Origin of the sequence: Maricaulis sp. (assembly GCF_017642925.1) — a bacterium.
Classification (GTDB): domain Bacteria; phylum Pseudomonadota; class Alphaproteobacteria; order Caulobacterales; family Maricaulaceae; genus Maricaulis.
Window position 1 is genome coordinate 111,984 of record NZ_JAEPOL010000013.1, and the last position, 23,446, is coordinate 135,429.

Here is a 23,446-nt window from a genome sequence, read left to right on the forward strand (position 1 = left end):
GCGTCTCACAGCTCTTGCGGCAAGCGAATCGCTTCCCGCGCGAAAAACGATAGCACCGGATGGCGCCGCAATTCATGCGCCGGTGCAGCCCGGTGCGGCCGCATCCGGCAGCCTGGCTCAGAAATATCCCTGAACCGTGAACAGGCGGCGGTGTTCCTCAACGGCGAACCGGTCGGTCATGCCGGCGATGTAATCGCAGACATGACGCGCCGACTCGGCCGTGCCGGCGCCCTGCATCCCCGCCTGAACATCGGTCGGCAAGACGCCGGGATCGTTGAGATAAAGATCAAACAGATCACGCATCACACGACCCGCCTGACTCATCATCCGGTTCACCTTGTAGTGCCGGTACATATGGGCGAAGAGATGGCGGCGCAGCGCGGCCAGGTGCAGCACCATCTCCTCGGAGAAGGCCACGACGGGCTGGTCGAGCCGGCGCAGATCCTCCGCCGTCTCCGGCCGGGCCGCATCGATCCGCCGGCGCGTCTCTTCCAGAACATCCCCCACCATGACGCCGATCAGATCGCGCACGGCCTCGTGGATGACGATGGTGCGCGGCTGGCCGGGCCAGCGTTTCTCGACGCGGCGGAAAATCTCGCCGACCAGCGGCAGTTCCAGCAGTGGCTCCAACTGCAGGAGGCCCGAGCGCAGCCCGTCATCGATATCGTGATTATTGTAGGCGATGTCGTCGGACAGGGCCGCGATCTGGGCTTCCAGGCCGGCATGCGTGTCGAGTTCCAGCTCGCGCCAGCCGTCGTAATCGGTGAAAGCCCAGGCCAGGTCCGCCTCGCCCGAAGCCTCGGTGAGCAGCGGGCCATTATGCTTGACCACGCCTTCCAGCGTCTCCCAGGTCAGGTTCAGCCCCTCGAACTGCGGATAACGGACCTCCAGCTTGGTCACGACGCGAAGAGTCTGGGCGTTGTGGTCGAAGCCACCATAATCCTTCATGCGCTGGGCCAGAACGCGCTCGCCCTCATGACCGAAGGGCGGATGCCCCAGATCGTGCGCCAGGGCCAGCGCCTCGGCGAGGTCCTCGTCGGCCCCCAGCGTACGCGCCAGGGTGCGGGCGATCTGGGCGACTTCCAGGGAGTGGGTCAGGCGGGTGCGGTACTGATCGCCCTCATGCGCCACGAAGACCTGGGTCTTTTCCTTCAGACGGCGGAATGCGGCCGAGTGGATGATCCGGTCGCGATCGCGCTGGAAGGCGTTGCGCATGGCGCTGTCGGGCTGTTCGAACCGGCGGCCGCGGGACCGCGACGGATGGCAGGCAAAGGGGGCTCGGCTTCGGTCGGTCGCCGCAATCGTCATATCGGGGCCTTTCATCGGCGCACTTGGCGGTCCATATACGGTATGACGTTGCGAAACTGAATGCCCCAACGGGTTTTGCCATGACAGCCAATGTGACCCTCTCGGCCTCCGCGGCCAAACAGATCAACACCATCCTCGCCGGCCAGACGGCGGGCACGCTGCTGCGCGTGGGCGTGGAAGGCGGCGGCTGCTCGGGATTTTCCTACACTTTCGCGCTCGACGCCGATGTCCGCGAAGACGATCAGCTGATCGAACGTGACGGCGCGAAAGTCGTGATCGACGAAGCCTCCCTGCCCTTCTTGGAGGGTTCGGAGATCGACTATGTCGACGAGCTGATCGGCGCTGCCTTCAAGATCCACAATCCCAACGCCACCGCCGCCTGCGGCTGCGGGACGAGTTTCTCGATCTGATTGCGGCGCCTGCCGCCCACCTCACTGCCAGCCTCTAAAGCACCGTCATCCCCCGGCTTGTCCGGGGGACCTCCGCTACCCTGATGGCCGGGCATGCAAGTGGGTGACTTTCCTCGAACCGGCGAGCTGAGGTCCCCCGGATCCCTGCTGACACAGGGACCGTGGGATGACGGGCGTGTTGTTGCCAACAGCAGGATCAGCCCGGCTTCGGCGCCACATCCGGCAGCGGGAAGAGGCCTGGCAGGCGTTCCGCCAGCGCCCTGTCGCCCTCCACCTCGATCACGCCATCAACTTCCAGCGCCGCCAGCGGCACACCGCCATAGATCAGGCCGGCCAGCGCCTCGCCGGGACCGGTGAGAACAAGATCGGGCGTTGCGCTCTCCCCCGGCCCGATCGTCAGCACGCCGTCCGCGATGCGGCAGGTCAGCCGGGTCACGCCGATCCGGAAATCGATTGTGGCGGCGAGATCTCCGGCCCGGCCGGCGCTGAACATCGTGCGCAGGGACAGCATGAAGGATGCGGCGCTAAACGACTGGGTTGCGTCGTGCCAGGGCGAGCGCGCCGCCCAGCGGCCGAGCGCTTCGAAGATCGGCCCGCTCTGCGCACCCCATTCTGTCAGCTCATAAACTTTCGACGCCGCGGGCGGCGGCAGCTCGGTCCGTCGCACCACACCGGCGGCCTCGAGCCCTTCCAGGCGCTGGGTCAGCACATTCGCACTGATGCCCGGCAGGGCGGCCCGGAGATCGGTGAACCGCCGGGGTCCGGTGTGCAGTTCGCGCACCACCAGCAGCGCCCAGCGCTCGCCCAGAATTTCCATGGCATGCGCGGCTGCACAGGCATCGTCATACCGCTTGGGAGGTCCGCGAAATTCCGAGTTAGTTATTTTTTGTGACTTCATGGTTGCTTTTTATAATTCAGTTCGGCAGGATCGCCAAGACCAACACAGGAGAAACCCCTATGCCGCAGATGATTTTCGTCAACCTGCCCGTCACCGATCTCGAGAAATCGATCGCCTTCTACCAGACCGTCGGTGCCGTGAAGGACGAGCGCTTCTGCGACGGCAGTGCCGCGATGATGACCTTTTCGGACACCATTAGTGTCATGTTGCTCACACATGCGCGCTTCAACCAGTTCACCGATCGCAAGATCGTCGATGCCCACACCTCGGCCCAGGTGCTCAACTGCCTGTCCCGTGAAAGCCGCAACCATGTCGATGAAACCGCCGACAAGGCGGGCACGGCGGGCGGCCGGGTCGATCCCTGCCCGCCCCAGGACCATGGCTTCATGTACGGCCGCAGCTTTGCCGACCCCGACGGCCACATCTGGGAACTGGCCTGGATGGACATGGAGGCCGCGATGAAGGCCGGCCAGGAAACGGCCAACGCCTGACACCCTTTTCAATCAACCCTGGAGAAATACATTCATGACTTATATCAGCGGCATGGTTGCCCCTGTCCCGACCGCCAACCGGCAGGCTTTTCTGGATCACGCCCGCCAGGCGGCCGACCACTTCAAGAAACACGGAGCCCTGAGCATCATGGAAGGCTGGGGCGACTATGTGCCGGACGGCGAGACCACGTCCTTTCCCATGGCCGTCAAGCTGAAGGACGACGAGACCGTCGTCTTGTCCTGGATCGTCTGGCCCTCGAAAGAAGCCGCAGACACCGCCTTCCAGGCCATGATGGAAGACCCGGCCTTCAGCCCGGAGACCAATCCGATGCCCTTCGACGGCCGGCGCATGATCTTCGGCGGTTTCGAGCCTGTGTTCGAGGCCTGATAGCGATCCCGGCGCGCGACCGGCTTCCGGTTCGCGCGCCGGACCTCTAGTCTCGGGAAAAACAGCTATCAGGTTGGTCCCGATGACGCTTTCCGTTTCCGATGCGCTCAGACAGCGCATCTCCACACGCGCTTTTCTTGACACCCCGGTCAGCGAGGATCAGGTCCGCAGCCTGCTCGAACTGGCCAGCCGCGCCCCGTCCGGGGGCAATCTTCAGCCCTGGCAGGTTCACGTCGTTGCCGGCGAGGCGCGCCAGCGTGTCATCGACGCGGTAAAGGCCAGCCAGGCCGAGCACTTCAAGGGCGAGCCGGAGCTGGAATACCGCGTCTATCCCAAACCGCTGGAAGAACCCTGGTATTCGCGCCGCTTTGCCTGCGGCGAAGCGATGTATGCGTCGATCGGCATCGATCGCGAGGACAAGACCGGCCGGCTGATGCAGTTCGCCCGCAATTTCGAATTCTTCGGTGCGCCGGTCGGCCTCTTCGTCTCGCTTCACACTTCCATGCAGCCCGGCCAGTGGTCCGATTGCGGCATGTTCATCCAGTCCTTCCTGCTTGCCGCCGAAGAAGCCGGTCTCGCCACATGCTGCCAGGAATTCTGGGCCGCCTTCCCCAAAGCCGTGAAAGGCGCGGTGGGCATAAGCGACGACTACACCCTGTTCTGCGGCATCGCCCTGGGCCATGCCGATCCCGATGCGCCGATCAACACGACCCGCACGGCACGGGCGGGCGTTGACGCGTTCGCGCGGTTCGAGGGGTTCTAGTCCTCGCCGGCCAGCATCGCCTCGAAACCGGCGCGGGCATCGGCGCCCGCCTCCCGTTCGACAAGCTCGAGAAGCGCCGGTGTCGTGGCGACAGCCTCAGCCGCATAGGCCTGCATGATCCGGGCAAACACGTCGCGCCCGACACGCGCTTCCAGCCGCGCCATGACCAGCGGCGCCTTGCGGTACATAATGACGTAGGGCGGGCGTTCCTGGCTTGCCGGTGTCCAGACGGCGCCATTCCCGTCCGGACTGGCCTCGACAGCGGACCGGTACGCTTCGAGCCGTGCCTCATAGGCCTCTTCGCCGAAAGCATCGCGGATCGCCATATTCGCCATCGTGTCGGCAATGCCTTCATTGAGCCAGTTCTCGACCGTCAGCGCATTGCCGCGGCTCCAGTAGTGGGACAGCTCATGGCAGATGAACTGGTAAAGCGAGACCGGGTCTTCATCCGCAATATCCGTCAGCGCGATCAGCGTGCCGCGCGAATAGCCCGCCTCGGACCGGTCATTCACGGTGACGGCGGCGCGCGGCAAGGGGCCGCCCGGTCCGGCCAGCGTATTCAGATAGCCTGTACAAAAGCTCAGCGCGCCGCTCACCGCATCGATACCGGCGCCCGGCTCGGCCCGCATGTCGTGAATGACATAGCCGTCGGCCTCGATGCGTTCGGAGCGGGAGGTCAGCGTGAAGGCGACATCCAGAGCCGGGCGGGTCTGTTCGAGGCGGAAGCCGCCACCGGCGGGAACCAGCGTCTCGATCCCCACCCCAGACCAACCGGCCAGGTCCTCGCCGGCCAGTTCAATGTCGATCTCGGCTGTGACGAGAGAGGTGAAACGCGCATCGAAAGGCATCCAGAAACTGTCGACGGTCAGCTCGACCTTGCCGGCCTCCACCGTGTTGATCCGCGTCTCCATGGGCTCGGGCAGGAGAATGCCCGCATACCCGATGGATATCTGCCGGCCGTCCGGATTGCCTCCGGGGTGCAGCGCGACGGTATAGGTCGGCACCGGACCGGAAAACGTCTCCAGTTCTCCGGCAGTCACGCCCGCGACATCATCGCCGGTGATTTGCACGTCCTGGAATGACGGGCTGAGCAGGAAGGTCACCGCCTCGACATCGTCCTCCTCCACGCGGATCGTCCAGTCGAGCGCGACATGGCCGCTTGCCGGTGTGACCACCATCTCGCCGTCATAGTGGAAGCGGGCAGCGGGCGCCTGTGCCAGTGTGGCCGGCGTGAATGAGAGCGCCAGAATTCCGGCGGCCAGAATACGATGCATGATGATCCCCGTCCTTTGCCTGAAAGACTGGATGCAGCACCGGCACCGATCGGATGCACGCGTCAGGCCCGCCAGCCGCCCCCCGGGGCCGCGCGGCCGCGCTCATCATCCACGGGCGATGTCATGATCCGCAGTCCTCCCCGCTTTCCTCACCGGCGAAACGGCTTAAGCTGGCCGCACACCGTCAAGAAGGGCCGATATTGCCATGACCCTGACCGTTGCTTCCTGGAACGTCAATTCGATCAAGGCGCGCCTGCCGAACGTGCTGGACTGGCTGAAGGAGGCCGCGCCCGACGTGGTCTGCCTGCAGGAGATCAAGACGATCGACGAGGGCTTCCCGCGCGAGGAGATCGAGGCGCTCGGCTATAATGTCGAGACCCATGGCCAGAAGACCTATAACGGCGTCGCAATCCTGTCGAAATTCCCGATCGAGGAAGCCCTGCCGCGCCTGCCCGGCGATGACGAGGACGATCAGGCCCGCTATCTGGAAGCGGTGATTGCCGCCGAGAGCGGCCCGGTGCGTGTCGCTTCCATCTATCTGCCTAACGGCAATCCGGCCCCGGGTCCGAAATACGATTACAAGCTGGCCTGGATGGAGCGCCTGCGCCGTCACGCGCAAAAACTGCTCGCCTTCGAGGAGCCGCTGATCCTGGCGGGCGACTATAACTGCATCCCGCGTGACAGCGATTGCTGGGATCCGGCCGTGTGGGCCGACGACGCCCTCGCCCTGCCGGACACGCGCGCCGCCTTCCGCGCCCTGAAATGGCTCGGCTTCACCGAGGCCTTCGAACAGGTCGACGGACGCGGCCACCAGTACACATTCTACGATTACCAGGCAGGCCGCTGGCAGAAGGGTCACGGCATCCGGATCGACCACCTCCTGTGCTCGCCCCAGGCGGCCGACCGGCTGGAAGGCGTGGATATCCACACAAAGACCCGCGGCAAGGAAAAGGCCTCCGACCACATCCCGATCGTCGGCAGTTTCGCGCTGTAGGCGCCAGATGGCCTGACCGGCCGCCCCGTGAAATGAATTCACATTCAGGCAATTGATATTACATGTAAATTTTATTTACGAACTTTGTTCATTTACAAGAAGCCAGACCACTGTCACGCTCTTGCACTGTTGGTATTCCCGTCTGCAAAGGAGACTGACATGCGCAAGACCAACACCCTGGCCGGGCTCGTTCTCGGCATGGGCCTTCTTACCGCTCCGGCCGTGTCGGCCGACAGCGGTAACCCGGCCGCCCGTGCCTCCGGCGATATCGCAGGAAGCAGCGTCGAAGCCGCGGCCACACTCGGTTCTGCCGGCGTAACGACCACCGCCGCCAGCGTCGTCGCGATAACCGGAAGCACAGCAGCCATCATCACCGCCAATCCGGAACTGGCCGACGCGTCGCTGGCGATGGCGGCGGAGATCGCCGCGGCGCCATTCGATAGCGGCGCTCCCCTGCCCGTCGACGATGCCGTGATCGTGCCGGACAGCGCGCCGGCGGTGCCCTATACTCCGCAGGGGGAGAAGCAGCCGTGATCCGGATCCGGCCGCCCCGGCGGCTCGCTGTGGCCGGGGCGATCGCCCTGGCCATGGCAATGACCGGCACCGCCCATGCCGGTACCGGGTCCGAAGCCGCCCCGGCGGGCCGCTTCACCGTCGAGGACTCGGCCGGCTTTTCAAAACAGATTGAGCGCGACCTCGCCGCACGCGGCGCCCGTCTCGCCCTGGTATTCCGTGCCGGGCAGCCGCGTGAAAACCTGCCGGACGGCGTGCGCTACACGCACGGCGCAATCTGGGTGCATTCGCAGCTCGAGACGGCCGACGGCAGGCAGATTCACGGCTATGCCGTCCATAATCTCTATCACCGGGAGGATAATCGCCGGCGCTCGGAACTCGTCCAGGACTGGCCGCTGAACTTCACCCTGGGCGATGTGGAAGGCGAGGTCGGGGTGATCATCCCCTCACCGGAAATGCAGGCAAGGCTGGTCCAGCTGCTGGCCGGCGGAGGCGGCGACAGCCTGCACCAGCCAGACTATTCCCTGATCTCCAACCCGTTCGACCTGCGTTTCCAGAACTGCACCGAATACCTGCTCGACCTCGTCGCGGCGGCCGCCTGGGACACCACCGACCGGGCGCAGATCAAGGCCAATCTGCGCGCGCATTTCCAGCCGGCCGGAATCGATGCGGGCCCGCTGGGCCGCCTGTTTGGCCCGCTCGCCGACGAACGCATCCGGCTGGACGATCATCGCGGCACAATCCGCACCACGACCTATGCCAGCCTGGCAAGCTTCATGGAGCGCTACGGATTGCTGACGGAGGCCTATGAAATCCGTGCTGATTTCCTGGGGAGAACAGGCGAGACGGGGTGATCCTCAGTCCACACTGACGCCGGCACCTGCCTCCATCGCACCGATCACGGTGGCATCCGTATGACCGTGCTGGCGGAAGACCTCCAGCACGGCATCGGCGCTGTCCGGAGCGCAGGAGACCAGCAGACCGCCACTGGTCTGCGGGTCGCACAGCAGGGCGCGTTCGACATCGCCGAGGCGCGCGGCGAGCGTCACCCCATCGGCCACGGCAGACCAGTTGCGGCCCGATGCTCCGGTCTTGATCCCTTCGCCCGCCAGCGCGCGCGCGGCATCGAAGACCGGCACGCGGTCCCAGTCGATCCGGGCTATGAGGCCGCTGCCCTGTGCCATCTCCGAGACATGCCCCAGAAGGCCGAACCCGGTGACATCGGTGGCGGCATGAACACCGGCCATGCCGGACAGCGCCGCACCCGGCGTGTTGAGCCGCGTGGTCGAGGCAATCATTTCGGCATAGGCGTCTTGGGCCAGGAGGCTGCGCTTGAGCGCCGCAGAATAGATGCCGATCCCCAGGGGCTTGCCGAGGATGAGGACATCGCCGGCCTTCGCCCGGGCATTCGCCAGCAGGCGGTCGGGATGCACAAGGCCCAGCGCCACGAGACCGTAGATCGGCTCAGCCGCATCGATGGAATGACCGCCGGCGACCGGCGCGCCCGCAGCCTCGGCGACCGAGCGGCCGCCCTCCAGGATCAGGCGCACGGTCTCGCGCGGCAGCGCGTTCACAGGCATGCCGACAATGGCCAGGCAGAAGATCGGCGTTGCGCCCATGGCATAGACGTCCGACAGCGCATTGGTCGCCGCGATGCGGCCGAAGTCGAACGGATCGTCGACAATGGGGGTGAAGAAGTCCGTCGTCGCCACCAGGGCCGTCTCGTCATTAATGCGCCAGACCGCGGCATCGTCGCGCGTGGCGGCGTCGACCAACAGATCCTTCGGCACAGGAAAGCCGGACGGTGCGCCCAGGATGTCGGTCAGAACGGCCGGGTCGAGCTTGCAGCCACAGCCCCCGCCATGCGCCAGCGATGTCAGCCGAACTGTCTGTGTGTCATCCGTCATCCCGAACCGCTCCGTTTTCGCTAGTCTGCACCCCGAACAGGGGATCGACGCCGCATGCCGCGCCTTGCCTACACAGATGACCTATCGGCGGAGGAATTGGAACGCTTCGATGTCATCATCGATGTGCGCTCCCCGTCCGAGTTTGCCGAAGATCACCTGCCCGGCGCCATCAACCTGCCCGTCCTGGACGATGACGAGCGCGCCCGCGTCGGCACGCACTACACCCAGGTCTCCGCCTTCGAGGCGCGGCGCATGGGCGCCGCGCTGGTCTCGCGCAATATCGCCCGGCACCTGGAGACGGCGCTGGCAGACAGCCCCAAGGGCTTCAAACCGCTGATCTACTGCTGGCGCGGCGGCATGCGGTCGCAATCCATGGGGCTGGTACTGGCGTCGGTGGGCTGGAAGGTGACGCTGGTCGAAGGCGGTTACCGCACCTGGCGGCGCAAGGTCGTCGCCGCGCTGGAGACCGGCAATGCCCCGCGCGTCGTGCTGATCGACGGCCAGACGGGGACCGGCAAGACCGCGCTACTGCACGCGCTCGCGGCCGGGGGCGAACAGGTCATCGACCTGGAAGGCCTGGCGCATCATCGCGGCTCGATCTTCGGCGATTTCGCCGGCACGCCCCAGCCCAGCCAGAAAGCCTTCGAAACAGGTCTGCACGAGCGGCTGCGCCGTATGGACCCGTCCCGCCCCGTCTTTGTGGAGGCCGAGTCACGCCAGGTCGGACGCCGCCGCGTTCCACCGCGCCTGTGGGAGGCGATGCAGGCCGCACCGCGCATCACCGTCACCGTTCCGGTGGACGAACGCGCCCGTTATCTCGTCGAGGCCTATCCGGACCTGCTGGCGGATGCGGACAAGCTGGAGGCCGCCTTCGAAGGCCTCAAACCCTTCCACGCCAAGACCCGCATCGCCGAATGGCGGGCACTCGCCCAGGCCGGCGACTGGCACGCCCTCGCCCGGGCACTGATCACGCAGCACTACGACCCTGCCTATAATCGCGCCCGCAAGCGCGGGGCACGACGCGGCGGCGATCACACCATCGAAATCCCACGCCTGGATGAGGACGGGATCGCGGCGGCGGCCGGTCGGATCGTCTCGACGGCCGCTGAAATGCCACGGCCTATTCAGGCTGGATGAGCGCGTTGAGGACCGCGCTTTGGCTGGTCAGCACCTGGCCCCACGTATAATCGCCCCAGCTCCAGCCCGTATTGATATCGAAACCGACCTGCCGCGAGACGCCGTCGGCCAGCTGGACGGACAGGTATTGCCCCGCGCTGATCTGGGCGCGCGACAGCGTGCGCGCGGTCGAGAGTGACATGACAGAACCGGCTGCCTGCCGCGCCGTCGAGAATTGCAGCACGATCTGGGATACCGGCGCTGCACCATTCGACTGCAGCCCGTAGAGCGGCGCCGCGAAGACCGGTGTGAAATCCGTATTGCCATCGACGCACCGCGAGAGCCCCGCGGTAAAGGGGGTCTTCGACGTGTTCTCCACCGTCATCTTGTCGGCAGGCCCGGCCTCCTTGACCGGCCCGCTTCCACCCGAGGCGACCTGCCAGGTCTGACCCAGGTCGATCGCCGTACTGTTGCCGACCGATATCGTCTTTCCCGAAGCGATCGCCGTCGTCGAGGTATAGGCCTCGACATCCGTCGCGAGCGCCAGCGTGATCGTCTGCGTCAGCACCCGTTCGACATGCCAGATCGTCGGCAGGGCGGCCGCATTGTCGATCTTGACGGCGCAGCTGGCATAAAGCGCGTAGCCGCCATTCGTCAGCGCCGTCTGGGTCGCGCTGTCCAGTGTAATGACAACGGGTCCGGGGGCAGAAGCGGCCATCGCGTGCTTTCCTCCTGGCGCATCGGCAAGCGGGACCGTTGCGGCGGGGGGAGCCGCAACGGTCCGCGCAGGGTCGTTACCCGAGAAGGGTGCGGGCACCGCTGCGATAGCTCGCACCATCCTCAATCAGGATCGGCACGACATTCTGATTGGCCGGGATCGCCTGGCCCCAGCCATAGCCGCCCCACGACCAGCCCTTGTTGATATCGAAGGACACGGCGCGCTGGGTCGCCGAGGTCAGGTCGACCAGGATGCTCTGGCTGTAGGCGCGTTCGATCACCGTGCCGGTATTCACCTGCTTGGTGGCAAAGGTCAGCATCACCTTCTCGATCGGCACCATGGCGTCCAGCCCGTTACCATAGAGCGGGAAGGCACACAGCGGCTCCGCCGTTCCGTTGACGACTTCGGAAATGCCGCAGGTGAACGGGTTCGAGGTCTGGTTCATCACCGCGATATTGCCCGGTGTGCCCTGCTGGATCGTGCCGGTGCCCTGGGGCGAGTCGACCACCAGCTGCTGGCCCAGCGTCGCCGGATAGGAGTTGAGGCCGGTGATCTGCCCGCCCGGAATGATCTGGGACTGGGAGGTATAGGCCTCGAACTGGATCTGCCAGTTCACATCCGTGGTCAGGCCATAGGAGGTCGACTTGAACCAGACCAGCGGCATGCCGCCGCCGACCGTCGTCTGCACCGCCTTGAAGCCGTAAAGCGAGTAGTTCCCACTGGACAGGGCTGTCACCGTGGCCTGGTCCATCGTGATCTGGACGCCGTAATCGGTCGCCGCCAGCGCCTCGGCAGACGCCGCCAGGGGATGCCGGTCGGCGTCGAGCCCTTCGACAACGGTGACAGTGGTGGTCTTGAAGCCCAGCTCGGTCGCCGCCTTTTCCAGCTTGTTCGCCTTCATCGTCTCCGGCCCCTTCGCCGTGACCTTTTTCGAGCTTTCCTCGCTGTAGGAGTAGTTCGCAGGGTTGTAATCCGACGGTGAACCGGTGTCCTTGCCGGCCTGGACGATGATCTCGCGCACCCGCCCGGCATTCAGCGTTCCGGTCTCGCGTTCAAAATAATAGGTCGCCATCTTGGTCTCCTTGGTCCGTGAAGAAGGGGCGGTCCGACAGCGCGTCTCGCCTGATTACGGCCACCCCTACGCAGCCCTTGGCATGCCCGCGAAGGTTAGAATTAACGCGATGCTCCAACCTTTGCGTGCGTCACGGATTATTGTGAAGAACGCACAATCCGGCGGTACTGGCGCGGAGAGCAGCCATAGGCTCGGCGAAACGCCGTCGCGAAGTTCGCCGGCTCGCCATAGCCCACATCGAACGCAATGGCCTGGATGGAGAGATCGGTGTGCCGCAATAGCTCGGCTGCACGCGCCAGCCGCTGGCCACGCAGCCATTGGAAGGTCGAGCAGCCCAGAACCTGGTTGAAGGCGTGTGTGAGCAAATTGCGATTCGTGCCGAGCGCATGCGCCAGCTCGCCGAGCGTGAGGGGGGCCCGGATATCGGCCAGCAGCCGGTCGCAGGCCCGGTCGACCAGATCCTGCATACGCTCCGGCGGCAGTCCGGAACCCGTCTCCCGGCGCAAGTCGTCAACGGGTTGCTCTGCCAGGCCTGACCGCTTGTGAACGGCCGGTCTCCGGTGGCAGGCCGCCAGCCGGCGCTCGATTTCCGGAGCGATGAAGGGATAGCTGATATAGTCCGCGAAGCCGGCGCTGAAGAGGCCGGCCTTGCCGTGATCGGCATCGGCAAACACGGCCAGCAAGGGCACCCGACGGGACAGGCATTGCCGGGATAACGTGAGAAAGTTCGCCGACCGGTCGGTCAGCCCCGACCGGAAGCGCGTGATCACCGTATGGATTTTTTTTCGCGCAGAAGGGCATGAGCGGCGGCCCAGCCCGCGCTCAGAACCGGTCCGGCCGGAACGGCATCAATGCGAGCACGCAATTCCTTCGCCCAGCCGGCATCCAGGGCCACCAGCAAGATGAAATCATCCCTCTCCCCGCGGTCGCGGCACGCAGACTCCTGCGGGACAGCCATGAGCCCCTCCCTGTTGCGCGGGGGCAGGCTAAACCATTTTAGGTTGTTTTGAAATATTTCCGTCACCTAAACGCTAAACACGGCACGGGCGGATGTCAGGCTTGCGCCTCCGGCTGGTCTTCCACGAGGCTCGGCTCGCCGGCGGTGGCGGGGCGGACCAGGAGGTCGATCAGGCCAAGCACCTGGGTCAGCTCGCCCACCAGGGCCTGCACGCGCGACTGGTCGGCAAGCGGTTTGCTCATCGAGCCGATCTCGAACAGATTGCCCGTCTCGGCCGCAATCAGCAGCTCGCCCTCGCCGCTGTGCGCATCGAACATGGCGCGCACGCGCTTGCCGCGCAGGTATTCTTCCAGCTTCAAAAGGCGTTCCATGAAGGACGGGGTCAGCATGTAGCGCGCCAGCACCTGGTCGTCGCCATAGACCTCGAAAATGCGCTCGAACTTGGGATCGACGAGGCCGATCCGTTTCAGATCATGCCCGCCCATCGACCGGCCCAGTGCTGCCAGGCCGTTGAACCAGCCATTGTCGCGGGTGATCACGGTCACACCCTCGACCTTGCGCGGGAAGGTGATGCGGATGATCACACCGCGGAAGACGGTGACATAATAGGTGCGCTTGTTGGACCGGCGGCGCTGCTCCAGATGCGCCTCGTAGAGTTCGAAATCGCAGCCCTGCCGCTCGCCGGAGAAACAGTCCTCGAAATGGCGGCGATTGTAGGAGGGCAGCAGGTCGTAGTCGCGCAGGGTCTGGAAACGCGCCGGCTCGGCGGGCTTTTCCATGTAGGACAGGTCCAGCGCCTCGGCGACAGCACTGTTGAGCCTGGTCTTCACCTGTTTGGCCAGGCGGGCCACACGCTGATTGCCGGCAATTCCGCCGATCACCGTGCTGACAAGCAGGCCGAAGAAGAAGAACACCCCGTCGCCGGCCCACAGATACAGCAATCCGCCGACCGCAAAGCCGGCGGCAAAGCCGCCCGCCAGGCAGTGCAGCCGATGCCGCAGCGCCTTCTTGCGCTCGATCTCCAGCTCATCGAGCCAGGGTTTGAGCGTGTTCGTCCACAGATCGTCCCAGCGCTGGTCCATCAGGCCTCCTGCAGGCGCTCCAGCGCCTCGGCCAGCTTGGCCTTCTGCGTGGAATAGTCCGCCAGTTTCTCACGCTGTTCGGCGACCACGTCGGCGGGCGCATTGGCGACGAATTTCTCATTCCCCAGCTTCTTCTCAAGCCGGCCGATCTCACCGTCCAGCTTGGCGAGTTCCTTGGAGAGGCGCTCGCGCTCGGCGGCGAAATCGATGACACCTTCCAGCGGCAGGGCCAGCGTCGCCTCGCCCAGCACGGTCTGGGCCGAAGCCGGCGGCACGCTGTCGGACACGCCGATATCGGCCAGGCGCGCCATGCGCTTGATCAGCGCTTCATGGCGTTCCAGCCGGGCCTGCGTCTCGGCACTGGCACCGACGGCGATCAGCGGCACCTGGGCGCCGGCCGGGACATTCATCTCGGCCCGCAGACGGCGGATATCGGTGATGAGATCGATCAGCCAGCCCATTTCGGCCGTGGCGGCCGCATCGTCGAGCCCGTCCAGTACCGGCCAGTCGGCGACGATCAGCTGGGTGTCGCGCGTGCCCGTTTCCTGCCACAGCGCCTCGGTGACGAAGGGCATGAAGGGGTGGAGCATTTTCAGCGCCTGATCGAGCACATAGGCGGTCGTCGCCCGGGTCTCGGCTTTGGCGGCCTCGTCATCGCCGTTGAACAGCGGCTTGGCGAATTCCAGATGCCAGTCGCAGAACACATTCCAGACGAATTTATAGGCCGCAGCCGCCGCCTCGTTGAAGCGGTAGCCGTCGAGCCCGGCATTGATCGCCTCGACCGCCTTGGCGGCTTCCGACAGGATCCACTTGTTGACCGTCTGCTTGACCGATTTCGGATCGAAACCGGCGACCGGGCGGCACTCATTCATCTCGCAGAAACGCGCGGCATTCCACAGCTTGGTGCCGAAATTCCGGTAGCCCTCGACGCGTTCCTTGGACATGCGGATATCGCGGCCCTGCCCGGCCTGGGCGGCCAGCGAGAAGCGCACGGCGTCGGCGCCGTATTCGTCGATCAGCTCCAGCGGGTCGATCACATTGCCCTTGGACTTGGACATCTTCTGGCCCTTCTCGTCGCGGACGAGGGCGTGGATGTAGACGTCCTTGAAGGGCACTTGCGGCTGGCCGTTTTCATCCTTCATGAAGTGCAAGCCCTGCATCATCATGCGGGCGACCCAGAAGAAGATGATGTCGAAGGCCGTCACCAGGACCGAGGTCGGATAGAAGCGCTCCAGCTCGGCCGTATCCTCCGGCCAGCCCAGCGTGGAGAAGGGCCACAGCGCCGAGGAGAACCAGGTGTCGAGAACGTCCTCGTCCTGGGTCAGCGGCTTGCCGCCGGCCTGCGCGCTGGCGGCCTCTTCGCTCTCGGCGACATAAACATTGCCGTCCTCGTCATACCAGGCCGGAATGCGATGCCCCCACCACAGCTGGCGCGAAACGCACCAGGGCTGGATGTTGCGCATCCATTCGAAATAGGTCTTTTCCCAATTCTTCGGATGGAAGGTGGTGCGCCCGTCCTCGACGGCGGCGATCGCCTCCTTCGCCAGCACGTCCGCCTTCACGAACCACTGGTCGGTCAGCATCGGCTCGATCACGACATGCGAACGGTCGCCGAAGGGCTGCTGGATCTTCTTGTTCTCGACCAGCGGGACGTCATTACCCTCGTCATCCTTGACGGTGACGGCCAGGCCTTCCGCGGTGATCGCCTCGACCACGCGCTTGCGGGCCTCGAACCGGTCGAGACCGCGATACTCCTCCGGCACGAGATTGATGGCATCGACCTCGGCTTCACCGGGCATCTCGCCGCCCTTGGCGATGGCCATCGCCTGAGACGCGCACGTGGCATAGGGCGCGCCGTCGGACCGCATCGCGGCCTGCACGTCCATCAGCCGGTAGAGCGGGATATTGTTCCGCTTGGCGACTTCGTAATCGTTGAAATCGTGTGCGCCGGTGATCTTCACCGCACCCGAGCCGAATTCCGGATCGGGATATTCGTCGGTGATGATCGGGATCAGGCGGCGATGTTCCTTCGGCCCGACCGGGATCTCGCACAGCGCGCCGACGATGGATGCGTAGCGCTCATCGTCCGGATGCACGGCCACGGCGCCGTCGCCCAGCATCGTTTCCGGGCGTGTCGTGGCGATAGAGATATAGTCGCGCTCTTCTTCCAACACGACAGTCCCGTCCGCATCCTTCTCGACATAGGTATAGGTCTTGCCATCGGCGAGCGGATACTTGAAGTGCCACATGAAGCCGTCGACCTCGACATTCTCCACTTCGAGGTCGGAGATGGCGGTCTCGAACTTGGGATCCCAGTTCACCAGCCGCTTGCCGCGATAGATCAGGCCCTGCCCGTAGAGCTCGATAAACACCTTGAGCACGGCTTCCGACAGGCCGTCATCCAGGGTGAAGCGCTCGCGAGACCAGTCGCAGGACGCGCCCAGGCGCCGGATCTGCTGCTGGATCTGGCCGCCGCTCTCCTCCTTCCATTCCCACACACGCTTGAGGAAGGCTTCGCGCCCCATCTCGCGGCGGGACACATTGCCCTCGGCCGCCAGCTGGCGCTCGACCACCATCTGCGTGGCGATGCCGGCATGGTCGGTCCCCGGCTGCCACAGCACCGAACAGCCCAGCATCCGCTTGTAGCGCACCAGCACGTCCTGCAGCGTATCGTTCAGCGCGTGACCGATATGCAGGCGCCCGGTGACATTGGGGGGCGGGATCACGATCGAGAAAGGCTGCGCGTTCGGATCGTCTTTCGGCTGGAAGGCGCCGGACGTTTCCCAGGCTTCGTAGATCGAGGCCTCGGCTTGGGCAGGGTTGAAGGTCTTTTCCATCGTGGATCCGCTGGTGTTGAGCACGCCTGTCGCGTTTAGAGCGTTTTACGGGCAAGCGCACGGCATTGTCAGCCCGGCAGCTGCGGATGGGTGGGCCACACGCCGTTTCTTCGTTGCACCAACCATCCTCCACCGCCGTCATCCCACGGGGGCCGCGAAGCGGACATCCGGGGGACCTCGCCAATCCGGCCGGCGGGCAAGCTGAGGTCCCCCGGACAAGCCGGGGGATGACGGCGCTGGATATGGGAAGAACGCCCACAAAAGAAAAAAGCGCGCCCCGCAGGACGCGCCTTTTCAGATCGGTATTGGGCCGGCGCCTAGCGGCGGCGGCGCGAGACGCGGTCAATTTCGGCCTGGACCTTCTCGTCGACGATGGCCGGCAGGTTGGCGTCGAGCCATTCCTTCAGCATCGGACGCAGGAGCGCGCGGACCACGCCTTCCAGCGTGCGGCCTTCCTCGTCGGAGATACGGATGTTTTCCGCCAGTGTGTGGAAGGAGCCCATCGCAGCCGTGGCGGCCGGTTCCGACATGATGCCGTCGGAGACTTCGTCTTCCAGGGCGTCGAAATCGATTTCCGGTTCCGGCTCCGGCTCGGGTTCCGGTTCGGCAAAGGCGTCCGGCTCGTCTTCCTCTTCCCGGTCGACGATCATCAGGTCGTCGTCCATGGACAGGGGATCGGTGCCGCCGTCCGGCTCCTCGACCTTGTCGGTCAGCTCCAGCACATCGCCCGTATCGCCGGCCTCGTCGAACATGGCGTCGACATCGTCCTGGCTGTTCGGCTCGTCTTCCGCCGGTTCCGGCGCCGCTTCGGCCTCGGCCGGCGCGTCGTCGTCATCCTCATTGATGATCCGGCGGATCGAGGAGAGGATTTCCTCCATCGACGGTTCGTTTTCGGCTTGCTCTGCCATTACGCCAGGTCCCTAAGAAATTCGTTCAATTCTCTTCTAACGCGAATAAACCGGCCAGGACACGGCCTGTCCAGTCCATCGCTGCCGGAAAGAGCTTAGTCCCAGGGCGTTAAGTCAAGGTTAGGAAAGCGTGACTGGCGCATATCCTGTTCCGCGGGATCGTAGACATCGACCGCCAGGCCGAGCTGTTCCGCAGAGACCAGACCCATCGCCTGCAGCAATTGATAGCCGGCGACGTAGGAATCCCGCTCCGCCGTCACGAGGGTGAGGCGCGAGTTCAGCAATTCCTGTTCTGCATCAAGCACATCGAGCGTGGTCCGGATGCCGACATAGGCCTCCTGCTCCACCCCGTCCAGGGCGATCTCGTTGGCGCGGACGGCCTGTTGCGAGCTCTCGATCACGGCGAGCGAGGTGACATAATTGCTCCAGGCATTGGTCACGCCCTCGGTCACCTGGCGGCGCGCCTGGCGCACCTGGTGGCGGGCCTGTTCTTCCTGGGCGACAGCCGCGCGCACACGCGAACGATTCAACCCGCCGGTGAAAATCGGGATGGAAACCCGGCCGGTTACCGAGGTCGAATCACGTTCGTCACCGGAAAAGCTCGAATCACGCGCGGCCGAAGCGCTGGCGCTCAACGTGACTTCCGGACGCAGGTTGGAGCGGGCGATGCGGATCGCATGGCGGGCCGATTCCTCGCTGAACTGGGCGGCCAGCAATTGCGGGCTCGACTGGTAGGCGAACTCTGCGGCATCGGCGAGGCTGTCGGGCATACCCGGCAGCGCCGGCGGTTCTTCCAGCGTGGCCGGCGGCTGGCCCGTGACGCGCTCATAGGCGGCCCGGCTAACAGCGAGCTGCGACTGGGCGGCGGACAGTTCGGCCTGGGCGCCGGACAGGCGCGCCTCGGCCTGGGCCACGTCGGTACGGGTGATCTCGCCAACCTCGAAACGGTCGCGCGCGGCCTGCAGGTGCTGGGCGAGCACTTCGGCGTTGTTGCGGCGGATCTCCACGACGCGGGCATCGCGGCGCACATTCATGAAGGCGGTGACAGCGTCCACCAGCACGGTCTGCTCGACCGAGCGCAGCGATTCGCGGCCGGCCATGATCTGGGCCGTCGCCTGATCGATCGCGCCGCTCACCTGGCCGCCGCCATAGATCAGCTGGCTGGCCGTGATGGAGTAGTTCTTCGGGGTCGCGTCGCTGGTGCTGTTCGACGACACCCGGTCGTCGCCGATCACGAAGGTGCTCTGGGACTCGACATGCTGACGCGAGATGGAGGCGTCGGCGGAGACGGTCGGCAAACGCCCGGCCATCGCCTGGACACGTCCTTCGTCGATCGCGCGCAGATTGGCCCGTTCGGCCTGCAGCGTCGGATTGGAATTATATGCCATGATCAGGGTGTCTTCGAGCGACTGGCCCCAGGCCGGTGCGGCCATCGCAATCAGGGAGACACTCCCTGCCAGTACAGCCCCGAAAATCCCCTTCGGTCCCTGTGTCGAACGCGTCATCTACGCACCCCTTGTCGCGCGGACCGGCCCAGCCCGTCCCTCGTGGAAAACCTTATACCGCCGGCAGGCCGGATGGCCAGCGACGCAATGTCGCCTGCATATAGGAAGCCCGTCCAGCAAAGTGAACGATGTTTGCCAAACTTTTAGCCCCTCGTCATGCACAAGTCATCAGCTGTTGACTTCATAGGCAGGGAAATCCGGCCATGCAGAAATGCAGCGACGGAATCCGGTCAGTGCGGAATCAGAAGGTGAAACCGGGCTCGGCTTCGAAACCGGGCAGCACGGTGGCGTTGGCGTCGAACACGATACGCTCGCCGATACCCGCTTCCGACTTGGTGAAGATCGTCGCCTTGCCCACCGGCCCCTTGCGCACGATCACGGCCAGGCGGCCGCCATCGGCGAGCTGGTCGAACCAGGCATCCGGCACGATGTCGACCGAACCGTTGACGAAGATCACGTCGTAAGGCCCCTGGCCCGGCACGCCTTTCTTGGGATCGCCTTCGATCACCACGGCATTGTCGGCGCCGATGTCCGACAGGAGGCCGGCAGAACGGGACAGGCCGTCCTCGTCATTCTCCACGCCCACGACCGTCTCGGCCATGCGCGCCAGGATGGCGGTGGAATAGCCGCGGCCGCCGGCAATATCGAGCACCAGCTCGGTCGGCTGGATCCGGGCGGCGTGAATCAGCTTGGCCAGGTCGCGCGGCCGCATCATCGTGCGGTTCTCGCTGGTCGCCACCTGGGCGTCGGCATAGGCAGCGGCCCGGCGCGCCCGCGGCACGAAGAGATGACGCGGCGTGTCCAGGAAGGCTGCGATCAGGCGACGATCGGTAACGTCGGCCGGGCGGATCTGGCTGTCCACCATGTGCTTGCGCGCCTGTTCGAATTCGCTCACGGGCATCTCCCTGGATGAACTGCCGTCCCATCGGCCTGCGGCCAGTCATGTGTGCGCTGATATATCCTGCCCTGCGAGGGATCGGCAACCGCCCTGCTGCGCGAGAGGCCATTCGCCGCATCCGCACCGCAAACCGGCGCAACGCAGATCGCTGTGAACTGGTCCATTGCCCCGCCCGCACACTCCGGTTATAGCTCCCGGCTCGCAAGTGCGGCACCGTGGCGGAGTGGCTACGCAGAGGACTGCAAATCCTTGTACCCCGGTTCGATTCCGGGCGGTGCCTCCAGCCTTCGCTCGCTAGCGCGAGCTTCGGCTAGGCAAGCCCCCACATTACCCGAGCGAAGGCTGTCACGCCGAAGCTTCAGCGAAGGCGGACTGCCAGCGACACGCTCTGAAACCTGATTTCGCTCGCTAGCGCGAGCTTCGGCTAGGCAAGCCCCCACATTACCCGAGCGAAGGCTGTCACGCCGAAGCTTCAGCGAAGGCGGACTGCTCGCGACACGCTCCCCTCAATACGCCACCCGTTCTCCCTTGTGATCGAAAAAGCCGCCGCTGTCGGCCGGCGTGAGTGCATCAATCACCGCCAGTATCTCAGCCGCCGCCACATCCGGTTTCCGCACGTCCAGACCTGACCGCGCGAAGGGGCGGGACAGCGGCGTGTCCACCGTGCCCGGATGCAACGCCACACAGATCGCCTCGCGGCGCTTGCGGCCCAGCTCGATGGCGGCACCGCGCACGAGCTGGTTCAACGCGGCCTTGGAGGCGCGATAGGCGTGCCAGCCGCCCAGCCGGTTGTCGCCGATCGAGCCGACCCGGGCAGACAGGGTGGCGAACACGCTGCGGCCCTCGCGCGGCAGGAGCGGCAGGACATGCTTCATCAGGAGGGCCGGTCCGGTGGCATTGATCGCAAACGCCTTCGCCATGTGATCCGGATCGATCCCGGCCAGCGCCCGCTCGGGCCGGAACCGCTCATCATGCAGGAAGCCGGTGGCATCGATCACCAGGCGCAGCGTCGCGCCCGCGTCAGCCAGCCACGCCGCAGCCCGCGCAATCGAGGCCTCGTCGCAAACATCCACCGCCGGATCCGAGCGTCGCGACAGCCGCACCACGCGCTCATGGTCGCCCCTTGCCTCCAGCGCATCGGCCAGCGCCCGGCCGATCCCGCCTGTCGCTCCGATGATCAGCGCGGTCTGCGTCATGGCTGCACCTTTCGCATTCTTCGACTGGTCCTTCTCACCGTCTCCTACGTATCCCCCGTGAAAGCGGATCGGATTGACGATGAAAGACCTTGTCCTTGTTCTGGGCGACCAGCTGAGCCCCGGCCTGCCCAGCCTGCGCCAGCTGCGGCCGGGCGATGCCGACATCCTGATGGCCGAGGTCACAGCCGAGACCGAGTATGTCTGGCATCACCGCAAGAAGATCGCCTTCATCTTTTCCGCCATGCGCCATTTCGCCGGCGAACTGCGCGCGGCCGGACGGCATGTGATCTACCGCGCCTTCGACGAGACCCCGCCCTGCCCCGATCTGGCGAGCGCCGTCGCCGATGCGCTGGCGGCGGGCGACTACAAGCGCCTCATCCTGACCGAGCCCGGCGAATGGCGGCTGCGCGAGGAGATGGCGGGCTGGGAAGAGCGCTTCGGCGTGCCGGTCGTCATCCTGGAAGACGACCGCTTCATCTGCTCGCACGAGGATTTCAACCGCTGGGCCGACGGGCGCAAACAGCTGCGCATGGAGTATTTCTACCGCGAGATGCGCCAGCGCACCGGCCTTCTGATGGAGGATGGCAAGCCGGCCGGCGGGCGCTGGAATTTCGACAGCGAGAACCGCAAGCCCGCCAGCGGCGACCTCTTCATGCCGCGCCCCTTCAGCACCGAGCCCGACGCGATCACCCGCGACGTGCTGGCCCTGGTGGAGGCGCGCTTCCCGGACGGGTTCGGCGATCTTCGCCCTTTCCGCTTCGCGGTGACCCGGGCCGATGCCGAAAAGGCGCTCGATCATTTCGTTGCCACGGCCCTGAAGGATTTCGGCGACTACCAGGACGCCATGCTGAAAGGCGAGGCCTTCCTCTATCACTCCGTCCTGTCGGCCTACATCAATATCGGTCTGCTCGATCCGCTCGAGGTGTGCCGCCGCGCTGAAACCGCCTGGCGGGAAGGCAAGGCTCCGCTCAATGCCGTCGAGGGCTTCATCCGCCAGATCATCGGCTGGCGCGAATATGTGCGCGGTATCTACTGGCGCGAAGGCCCGGACTATGTCCGCCGCAATGCGCTTGAGGCCACCCGCCCCCTGCCCGACTTCTACTGGAGCGGCAAAACGGACATGGCGTGCCTGGCCGCCGCCATCGGCCAGACCCGGCGCGAAGCCTACGCCCACCACATCCAGCGCCTGATGGTCACGGGCACATTTGCCCTGATCGCCGGCATCGACCCGCACGCCCTGCATGAATGGTATCTTGCCGTCTATATCGACGCTTTCGAATGGGTGGAGGCGCCCAACACGATCGGCATGTCGCAATTCGCCGATGGCGGTCTTCTGGGCTCCAAACCCTATGCCGCCAGCGGTGCCTATATCGACCGCATGTCGGACTATTGCACCGGCTGCCGCTATGATGTGAAGGACAAGACGGGGCCGAAATCCTGCCCGTTCAATGCCCTTTACTGGGACTTCCTCGACCGCAATGCCGAACGCCTGCGCGGCAATCCGCGCCTCGGCCCGGTCTACAAGAACTGGGACCGGATGGACGAGACAAAGCGCCAAGCCTGTCGCGACCGGGCGAAGGTGGTGCTGAAGGGGCTTTAGTGGCGATTACAGCGGCTTCCCCCCTCTCCCCTGCCCCCACCGGGGAGAGGGCGTGCTGAAGCGGCAATCATCACCTAAAACATCCAAACACCCTCGGTTTTTCCCGGCCGTACGCCCGGCGAAGGCCGGGCGAAGTGACGGGATCTGCGGGAAGCTCATCGCTTGAAACGATCTTCGGTCGATCCCGGATCTGCAGCCTGCCTGCGCAGGCTTCCGTCCGGGAAAAATGAGAGAGTTGGAAGACAGAGCGAGAACGCTCCCACAAACACCGTCACCCTGACGAAAGTCAGGGCCCAGTTCATAGGGCGCGGTGACGGCGATCTCGCACTTATCCCCCATGATGGCGCAGTACGATCCGAGCCCGCCTGGCCCAAATCTCCCTTTACGATCTGGGTCCTGACCTTCGTCAGGATGACGGTTTGTGGAGCGGATATCGGAAACTTATCCCCGCCCTCTCAACTGCGCGTAAGATCGTCAGCGGTTTCCGGGATGGGAGGCATGAGCTCAGTCCCTTGTGCCCGGGAGCGTGCGGAGCTCGTCCGCGCCTGGTGGGTGACAGCATCAGGCTCCGGCGTGGCCATCTGCGGGGACACCGGCAAAAAGCTCGACC

At 65.1% G+C, this 23,446-nt stretch carries 23 protein-coding genes and 1 tRNA gene; 10 read left to right on the forward strand and 14 right to left on the reverse strand.

Going from position 1 to position 23,446, the window contains the following annotated elements; all coding sequences use genetic code 11:
* Window positions 1–117: 117 nt before the first annotated feature.
* On the reverse strand, window positions 118–1,323 hold the full coding sequence (locus tag JJ918_RS12075; RefSeq protein ID WP_291887579.1) for a deoxyguanosinetriphosphate triphosphohydrolase: 1,206 nt from the start codon (window positions 1,321–1,323) through the stop codon (window positions 118–120).
* A gap of 65 nt (window positions 1,324–1,388) precedes the next feature.
* Here JJ918_RS12075 and erpA point away from each other — a divergent pair, with 65 nt between their 5' ends.
* Window positions 1,389–1,718: an iron-sulfur cluster insertion protein ErpA gene (gene erpA, locus JJ918_RS12080; RefSeq protein ID WP_291887581.1), complete on the forward strand. Its 330-nt coding sequence runs from the start codon at window positions 1,389–1,391 to the stop codon at window positions 1,716–1,718.
* Window positions 1,719–1,914: 196 nt separating this feature from the next.
* Here the strand turns inward: erpA and JJ918_RS12085 are convergent, their stop codons facing one another.
* Window positions 1,915–2,616 carry a helix-turn-helix domain-containing protein gene (locus tag JJ918_RS12085; RefSeq protein ID WP_291887582.1) on the reverse strand — a complete coding sequence of 234 codons (702 nt, stop codon included), beginning with the start codon at window positions 2,614–2,616 and terminating at the stop codon, window positions 1,915–1,917.
* A gap of 59 nt (window positions 2,617–2,675) precedes the next feature.
* On the opposite strand from JJ918_RS12085, the gene JJ918_RS12090 reads away from it, so the two are divergent.
* The 3 genes from JJ918_RS12090 (at window position 2,676) to JJ918_RS12100 (ending at window position 4,258) form a co-directional block, all read left to right on the forward strand.
* Window positions 2,676–3,107 (forward strand): VOC family protein, encoded by a 432-nt coding sequence (locus JJ918_RS12090; protein WP_291887584.1) that lies wholly within the window; start codon window positions 2,676–2,678, stop codon window positions 3,105–3,107.
* A gap of 34 nt (window positions 3,108–3,141) precedes the next feature.
* Window positions 3,142–3,495, forward strand: a complete 354-nt coding sequence (locus JJ918_RS12095) for a DUF1428 domain-containing protein (RefSeq protein ID WP_291887586.1) — start codon at window positions 3,142–3,144, stop codon at window positions 3,493–3,495.
* Between the two features lie 82 nt (window positions 3,496–3,577).
* Window positions 3,578–4,258: a nitroreductase gene (locus JJ918_RS12100; RefSeq protein WP_291887588.1), complete on the forward strand. Its 681-nt coding sequence runs from the start codon at window positions 3,578–3,580 to the stop codon at window positions 4,256–4,258.
* Here JJ918_RS12100 and JJ918_RS12105 read toward each other — a convergent pair.
* Entirely contained in the window at window positions 4,255–5,532 is a 1,278-nt protein-coding gene (locus tag JJ918_RS12105) for a M1 family aminopeptidase (RefSeq protein WP_291887590.1), read from the reverse strand. The two genes, JJ918_RS12100 and JJ918_RS12105, sit on opposite strands and share 4 nt — an antisense overlap.
* A gap of 205 nt (window positions 5,533–5,737) precedes the next feature.
* Here JJ918_RS12105 and JJ918_RS12110 point away from each other — a divergent pair, with 205 nt between their 5' ends.
* The 3 genes from JJ918_RS12110 to JJ918_RS12120 all read left to right on the forward strand — a co-directional run bounded on the left by JJ918_RS12110 (window position 5,738) and on the right by JJ918_RS12120 (window position 7,893).
* Window positions 5,738–6,526, forward strand: a complete 789-nt coding sequence (locus tag JJ918_RS12110) for an exodeoxyribonuclease III (RefSeq protein WP_291887592.1) — start codon at window positions 5,738–5,740, stop codon at window positions 6,524–6,526.
* Between the two features lie 159 nt (window positions 6,527–6,685).
* A complete protein-coding gene (locus JJ918_RS12115; RefSeq protein ID WP_291887594.1) occupies window positions 6,686–7,060 on the forward strand; it encodes a hypothetical protein in 375 nt (124 codons plus the stop codon).
* On the forward strand, window positions 7,057–7,893 hold the full coding sequence (locus tag JJ918_RS12120) for a DUF2145 domain-containing protein (protein ID WP_291887596.1): 837 nt from the start codon (window positions 7,057–7,059) through the stop codon (window positions 7,891–7,893). Before JJ918_RS12115 ends, JJ918_RS12120 begins: the two co-directional genes overlap by 4 nt.
* 3 nt (window positions 7,894–7,896) lie before the next feature.
* Here the strand turns inward: JJ918_RS12120 and selD are convergent, their stop codons facing one another.
* On the reverse strand, window positions 7,897–8,946 hold the full coding sequence (selD, locus tag JJ918_RS12125) for a selenide, water dikinase SelD (RefSeq protein ID WP_291887599.1): 1,050 nt from the start codon (window positions 8,944–8,946) through the stop codon (window positions 7,897–7,899).
* A gap of 54 nt (window positions 8,947–9,000) precedes the next feature.
* On the opposite strand from selD, the gene mnmH reads away from it, so the two are divergent.
* A complete protein-coding gene (gene mnmH, locus JJ918_RS12130) occupies window positions 9,001–10,083 on the forward strand; it encodes a tRNA 2-selenouridine(34) synthase MnmH (protein ID WP_291887602.1) in 1,083 nt (360 codons plus the stop codon).
* Here the strand turns inward: mnmH and JJ918_RS12135 are convergent.
* From JJ918_RS12135 to JJ918_RS12175, 9 genes are all read right to left on the reverse strand, one after another.
* The gene (locus JJ918_RS12135) at window positions 10,067–10,780 is read right to left on the reverse strand and encodes a hypothetical protein (RefSeq protein ID WP_291887605.1); all 714 of its coding nucleotides are present in this window, start codon (window positions 10,778–10,780) and stop codon (window positions 10,067–10,069) included. The two genes, mnmH and JJ918_RS12135, sit on opposite strands and share 17 nt — an antisense overlap.
* Window positions 10,781–10,856: 76 nt before the next feature.
* On the reverse strand, window positions 10,857–11,852 hold the full coding sequence (locus tag JJ918_RS12140; protein ID WP_291887607.1) for a hypothetical protein: 996 nt from the start codon (window positions 11,850–11,852) through the stop codon (window positions 10,857–10,859).
* 137 nt (window positions 11,853–11,989) lie between these two features.
* Entirely contained in the window at window positions 11,990–12,622 is a 633-nt protein-coding gene (locus JJ918_RS12145) for an AraC family transcriptional regulator (protein WP_291887610.1), read from the reverse strand.
* Window positions 12,619–12,810 carry a hypothetical protein gene (locus JJ918_RS12150; protein WP_291887612.1) on the reverse strand — a complete coding sequence of 64 codons (192 nt, stop codon included), beginning with the start codon at window positions 12,808–12,810 and terminating at the stop codon, window positions 12,619–12,621. Before JJ918_RS12150 ends, JJ918_RS12145 begins: the two co-directional genes overlap by 4 nt.
* A gap of 95 nt (window positions 12,811–12,905) precedes the next feature.
* A complete protein-coding gene (locus tag JJ918_RS12155) occupies window positions 12,906–13,892 on the reverse strand; it encodes a DUF3137 domain-containing protein (RefSeq protein ID WP_291887615.1) in 987 nt (328 codons plus the stop codon).
* The gene (locus tag JJ918_RS12160) at window positions 13,892–16,729 is read right to left on the reverse strand and encodes a valine--tRNA ligase (protein ID WP_291887618.1); all 2,838 of its coding nucleotides are present in this window, start codon (window positions 16,727–16,729) and stop codon (window positions 13,892–13,894) included. Before JJ918_RS12160 ends, JJ918_RS12155 begins: the two co-directional genes overlap by 1 nt.
* Window positions 16,730–17,046: 317 nt before the next feature.
* Entirely contained in the window at window positions 17,047–17,637 is a 591-nt protein-coding gene (locus tag JJ918_RS12165; RefSeq protein ID WP_291887621.1) for a DUF2497 domain-containing protein, read from the reverse strand.
* 95 nt (window positions 17,638–17,732) lie between these two features.
* Window positions 17,733–19,142 carry a TolC family outer membrane protein gene (locus JJ918_RS12170; protein ID WP_291887623.1) on the reverse strand — a complete coding sequence of 470 codons (1,410 nt, stop codon included), beginning with the start codon at window positions 19,140–19,142 and terminating at the stop codon, window positions 17,733–17,735.
* A 241-nt stretch (window positions 19,143–19,383) separates the two neighbouring features.
* Window positions 19,384–20,037, reverse strand: coding sequence for a protein-L-isoaspartate O-methyltransferase (locus JJ918_RS12175; RefSeq protein ID WP_291887625.1), 654 nt, complete (start codon window positions 20,035–20,037; stop codon window positions 19,384–19,386).
* Window positions 20,038–20,249: 212 nt separating this feature from the next.
* On the opposite strand from JJ918_RS12175, the gene JJ918_RS12180 reads away from it, so the two are divergent.
* Window positions 20,250–20,323 (forward strand) — tRNA-Cys (locus JJ918_RS12180).
* Window positions 20,324–20,546: 223 nt separating this feature from the next.
* Here JJ918_RS12180 and JJ918_RS12185 read toward each other — a convergent pair.
* The gene (locus JJ918_RS12185; protein ID WP_291887628.1) at window positions 20,547–21,236 is read right to left on the reverse strand and encodes an SDR family oxidoreductase; all 690 of its coding nucleotides are present in this window, start codon (window positions 21,234–21,236) and stop codon (window positions 20,547–20,549) included.
* A gap of 79 nt (window positions 21,237–21,315) precedes the next feature.
* Here JJ918_RS12185 and JJ918_RS12190 point away from each other — a divergent pair, with 79 nt between their 5' ends.
* Complete coding sequence (locus tag JJ918_RS12190; protein WP_291887631.1) at window positions 21,316–22,836, forward strand: cryptochrome/photolyase family protein; 1,521 nt, start codon at window positions 21,316–21,318, stop codon at window positions 22,834–22,836.
* Window positions 22,837–23,446: the final 610 nt, after the last annotated feature.

Excerpts from the sequence above, each read along its gene's own strand:
- JJ918_RS12105 (WP_291887590.1), bottom strand. The coding sequence starts at position 5,532 with ATGCATCGTATTCTGGCCGCCGGAATTCTGGCGCTCTCATTCACGCCG.
- JJ918_RS12160 (WP_291887618.1), bottom strand. The coding sequence starts at position 16,729 with ATGGAAAAGACCTTCAACCCTGCCCAAGCCGAGGCCTCGATCTACGAA.
- JJ918_RS12150 (WP_291887612.1), bottom strand. The coding sequence starts at position 12,810 with ATGGCTGTCCCGCAGGAGTCTGCGTGCCGCGACCGCGGGGAGAGGGAT.
- JJ918_RS12135 (WP_291887605.1), bottom strand. The coding sequence starts at position 10,780 with ATGGCCGCTTCTGCCCCCGGACCCGTTGTCATTACACTGGACAGCGCG.
- JJ918_RS12085 (WP_291887582.1), bottom strand. The coding sequence starts at position 2,616 with ATGAAGTCACAAAAAATAACTAACTCGGAATTTCGCGGACCTCCCAAG.
- JJ918_RS12170 (WP_291887623.1), bottom strand. The coding sequence starts at position 19,142 with ATGACGCGTTCGACACAGGGACCGAAGGGGATTTTCGGGGCTGTACTG.
- JJ918_RS12165 (WP_291887621.1), bottom strand. The coding sequence starts at position 17,637 with ATGGCAGAGCAAGCCGAAAACGAACCGTCGATGGAGGAAATCCTCTCC.
- JJ918_RS12140 (WP_291887607.1), bottom strand. The coding sequence starts at position 11,852 with ATGGCGACCTATTATTTTGAACGCGAGACCGGAACGCTGAATGCCGGG.
- JJ918_RS12090 (WP_291887584.1), top strand. The coding sequence starts at position 2,676 with ATGCCGCAGATGATTTTCGTCAACCTGCCCGTCACCGATCTCGAGAAA.
- erpA (WP_291887581.1), top strand. The coding sequence starts at position 1,389 with ATGACAGCCAATGTGACCCTCTCGGCCTCCGCGGCCAAACAGATCAAC.
- JJ918_RS12155 (WP_291887615.1), bottom strand. The coding sequence starts at position 13,892 with ATGGACCAGCGCTGGGACGATCTGTGGACGAACACGCTCAAACCCTGG.
- mnmH (WP_291887602.1), top strand. The coding sequence starts at position 9,001 with ATGCCGCGCCTTGCCTACACAGATGACCTATCGGCGGAGGAATTGGAA.
- JJ918_RS12095 (WP_291887586.1), top strand. The coding sequence starts at position 3,142 with ATGACTTATATCAGCGGCATGGTTGCCCCTGTCCCGACCGCCAACCGG.
- JJ918_RS12110 (WP_291887592.1), top strand. The coding sequence starts at position 5,738 with ATGACCCTGACCGTTGCTTCCTGGAACGTCAATTCGATCAAGGCGCGC.
- JJ918_RS12185 (WP_291887628.1), bottom strand. The coding sequence starts at position 21,236 with ATGACGCAGACCGCGCTGATCATCGGAGCGACAGGCGGGATCGGCCGG.
- JJ918_RS12100 (WP_291887588.1), top strand. The coding sequence starts at position 3,578 with ATGACGCTTTCCGTTTCCGATGCGCTCAGACAGCGCATCTCCACACGC.
- JJ918_RS12075 (WP_291887579.1), bottom strand. The coding sequence starts at position 1,323 with ATGAAAGGCCCCGATATGACGATTGCGGCGACCGACCGAAGCCGAGCC.
- selD (WP_291887599.1), bottom strand. The coding sequence starts at position 8,946 with ATGACGGATGACACACAGACAGTTCGGCTGACATCGCTGGCGCATGGC.
- JJ918_RS12190 (WP_291887631.1), top strand. The coding sequence starts at position 21,316 with ATGAAAGACCTTGTCCTTGTTCTGGGCGACCAGCTGAGCCCCGGCCTG.
- JJ918_RS12115 (WP_291887594.1), top strand. The coding sequence starts at position 6,686 with ATGCGCAAGACCAACACCCTGGCCGGGCTCGTTCTCGGCATGGGCCTT.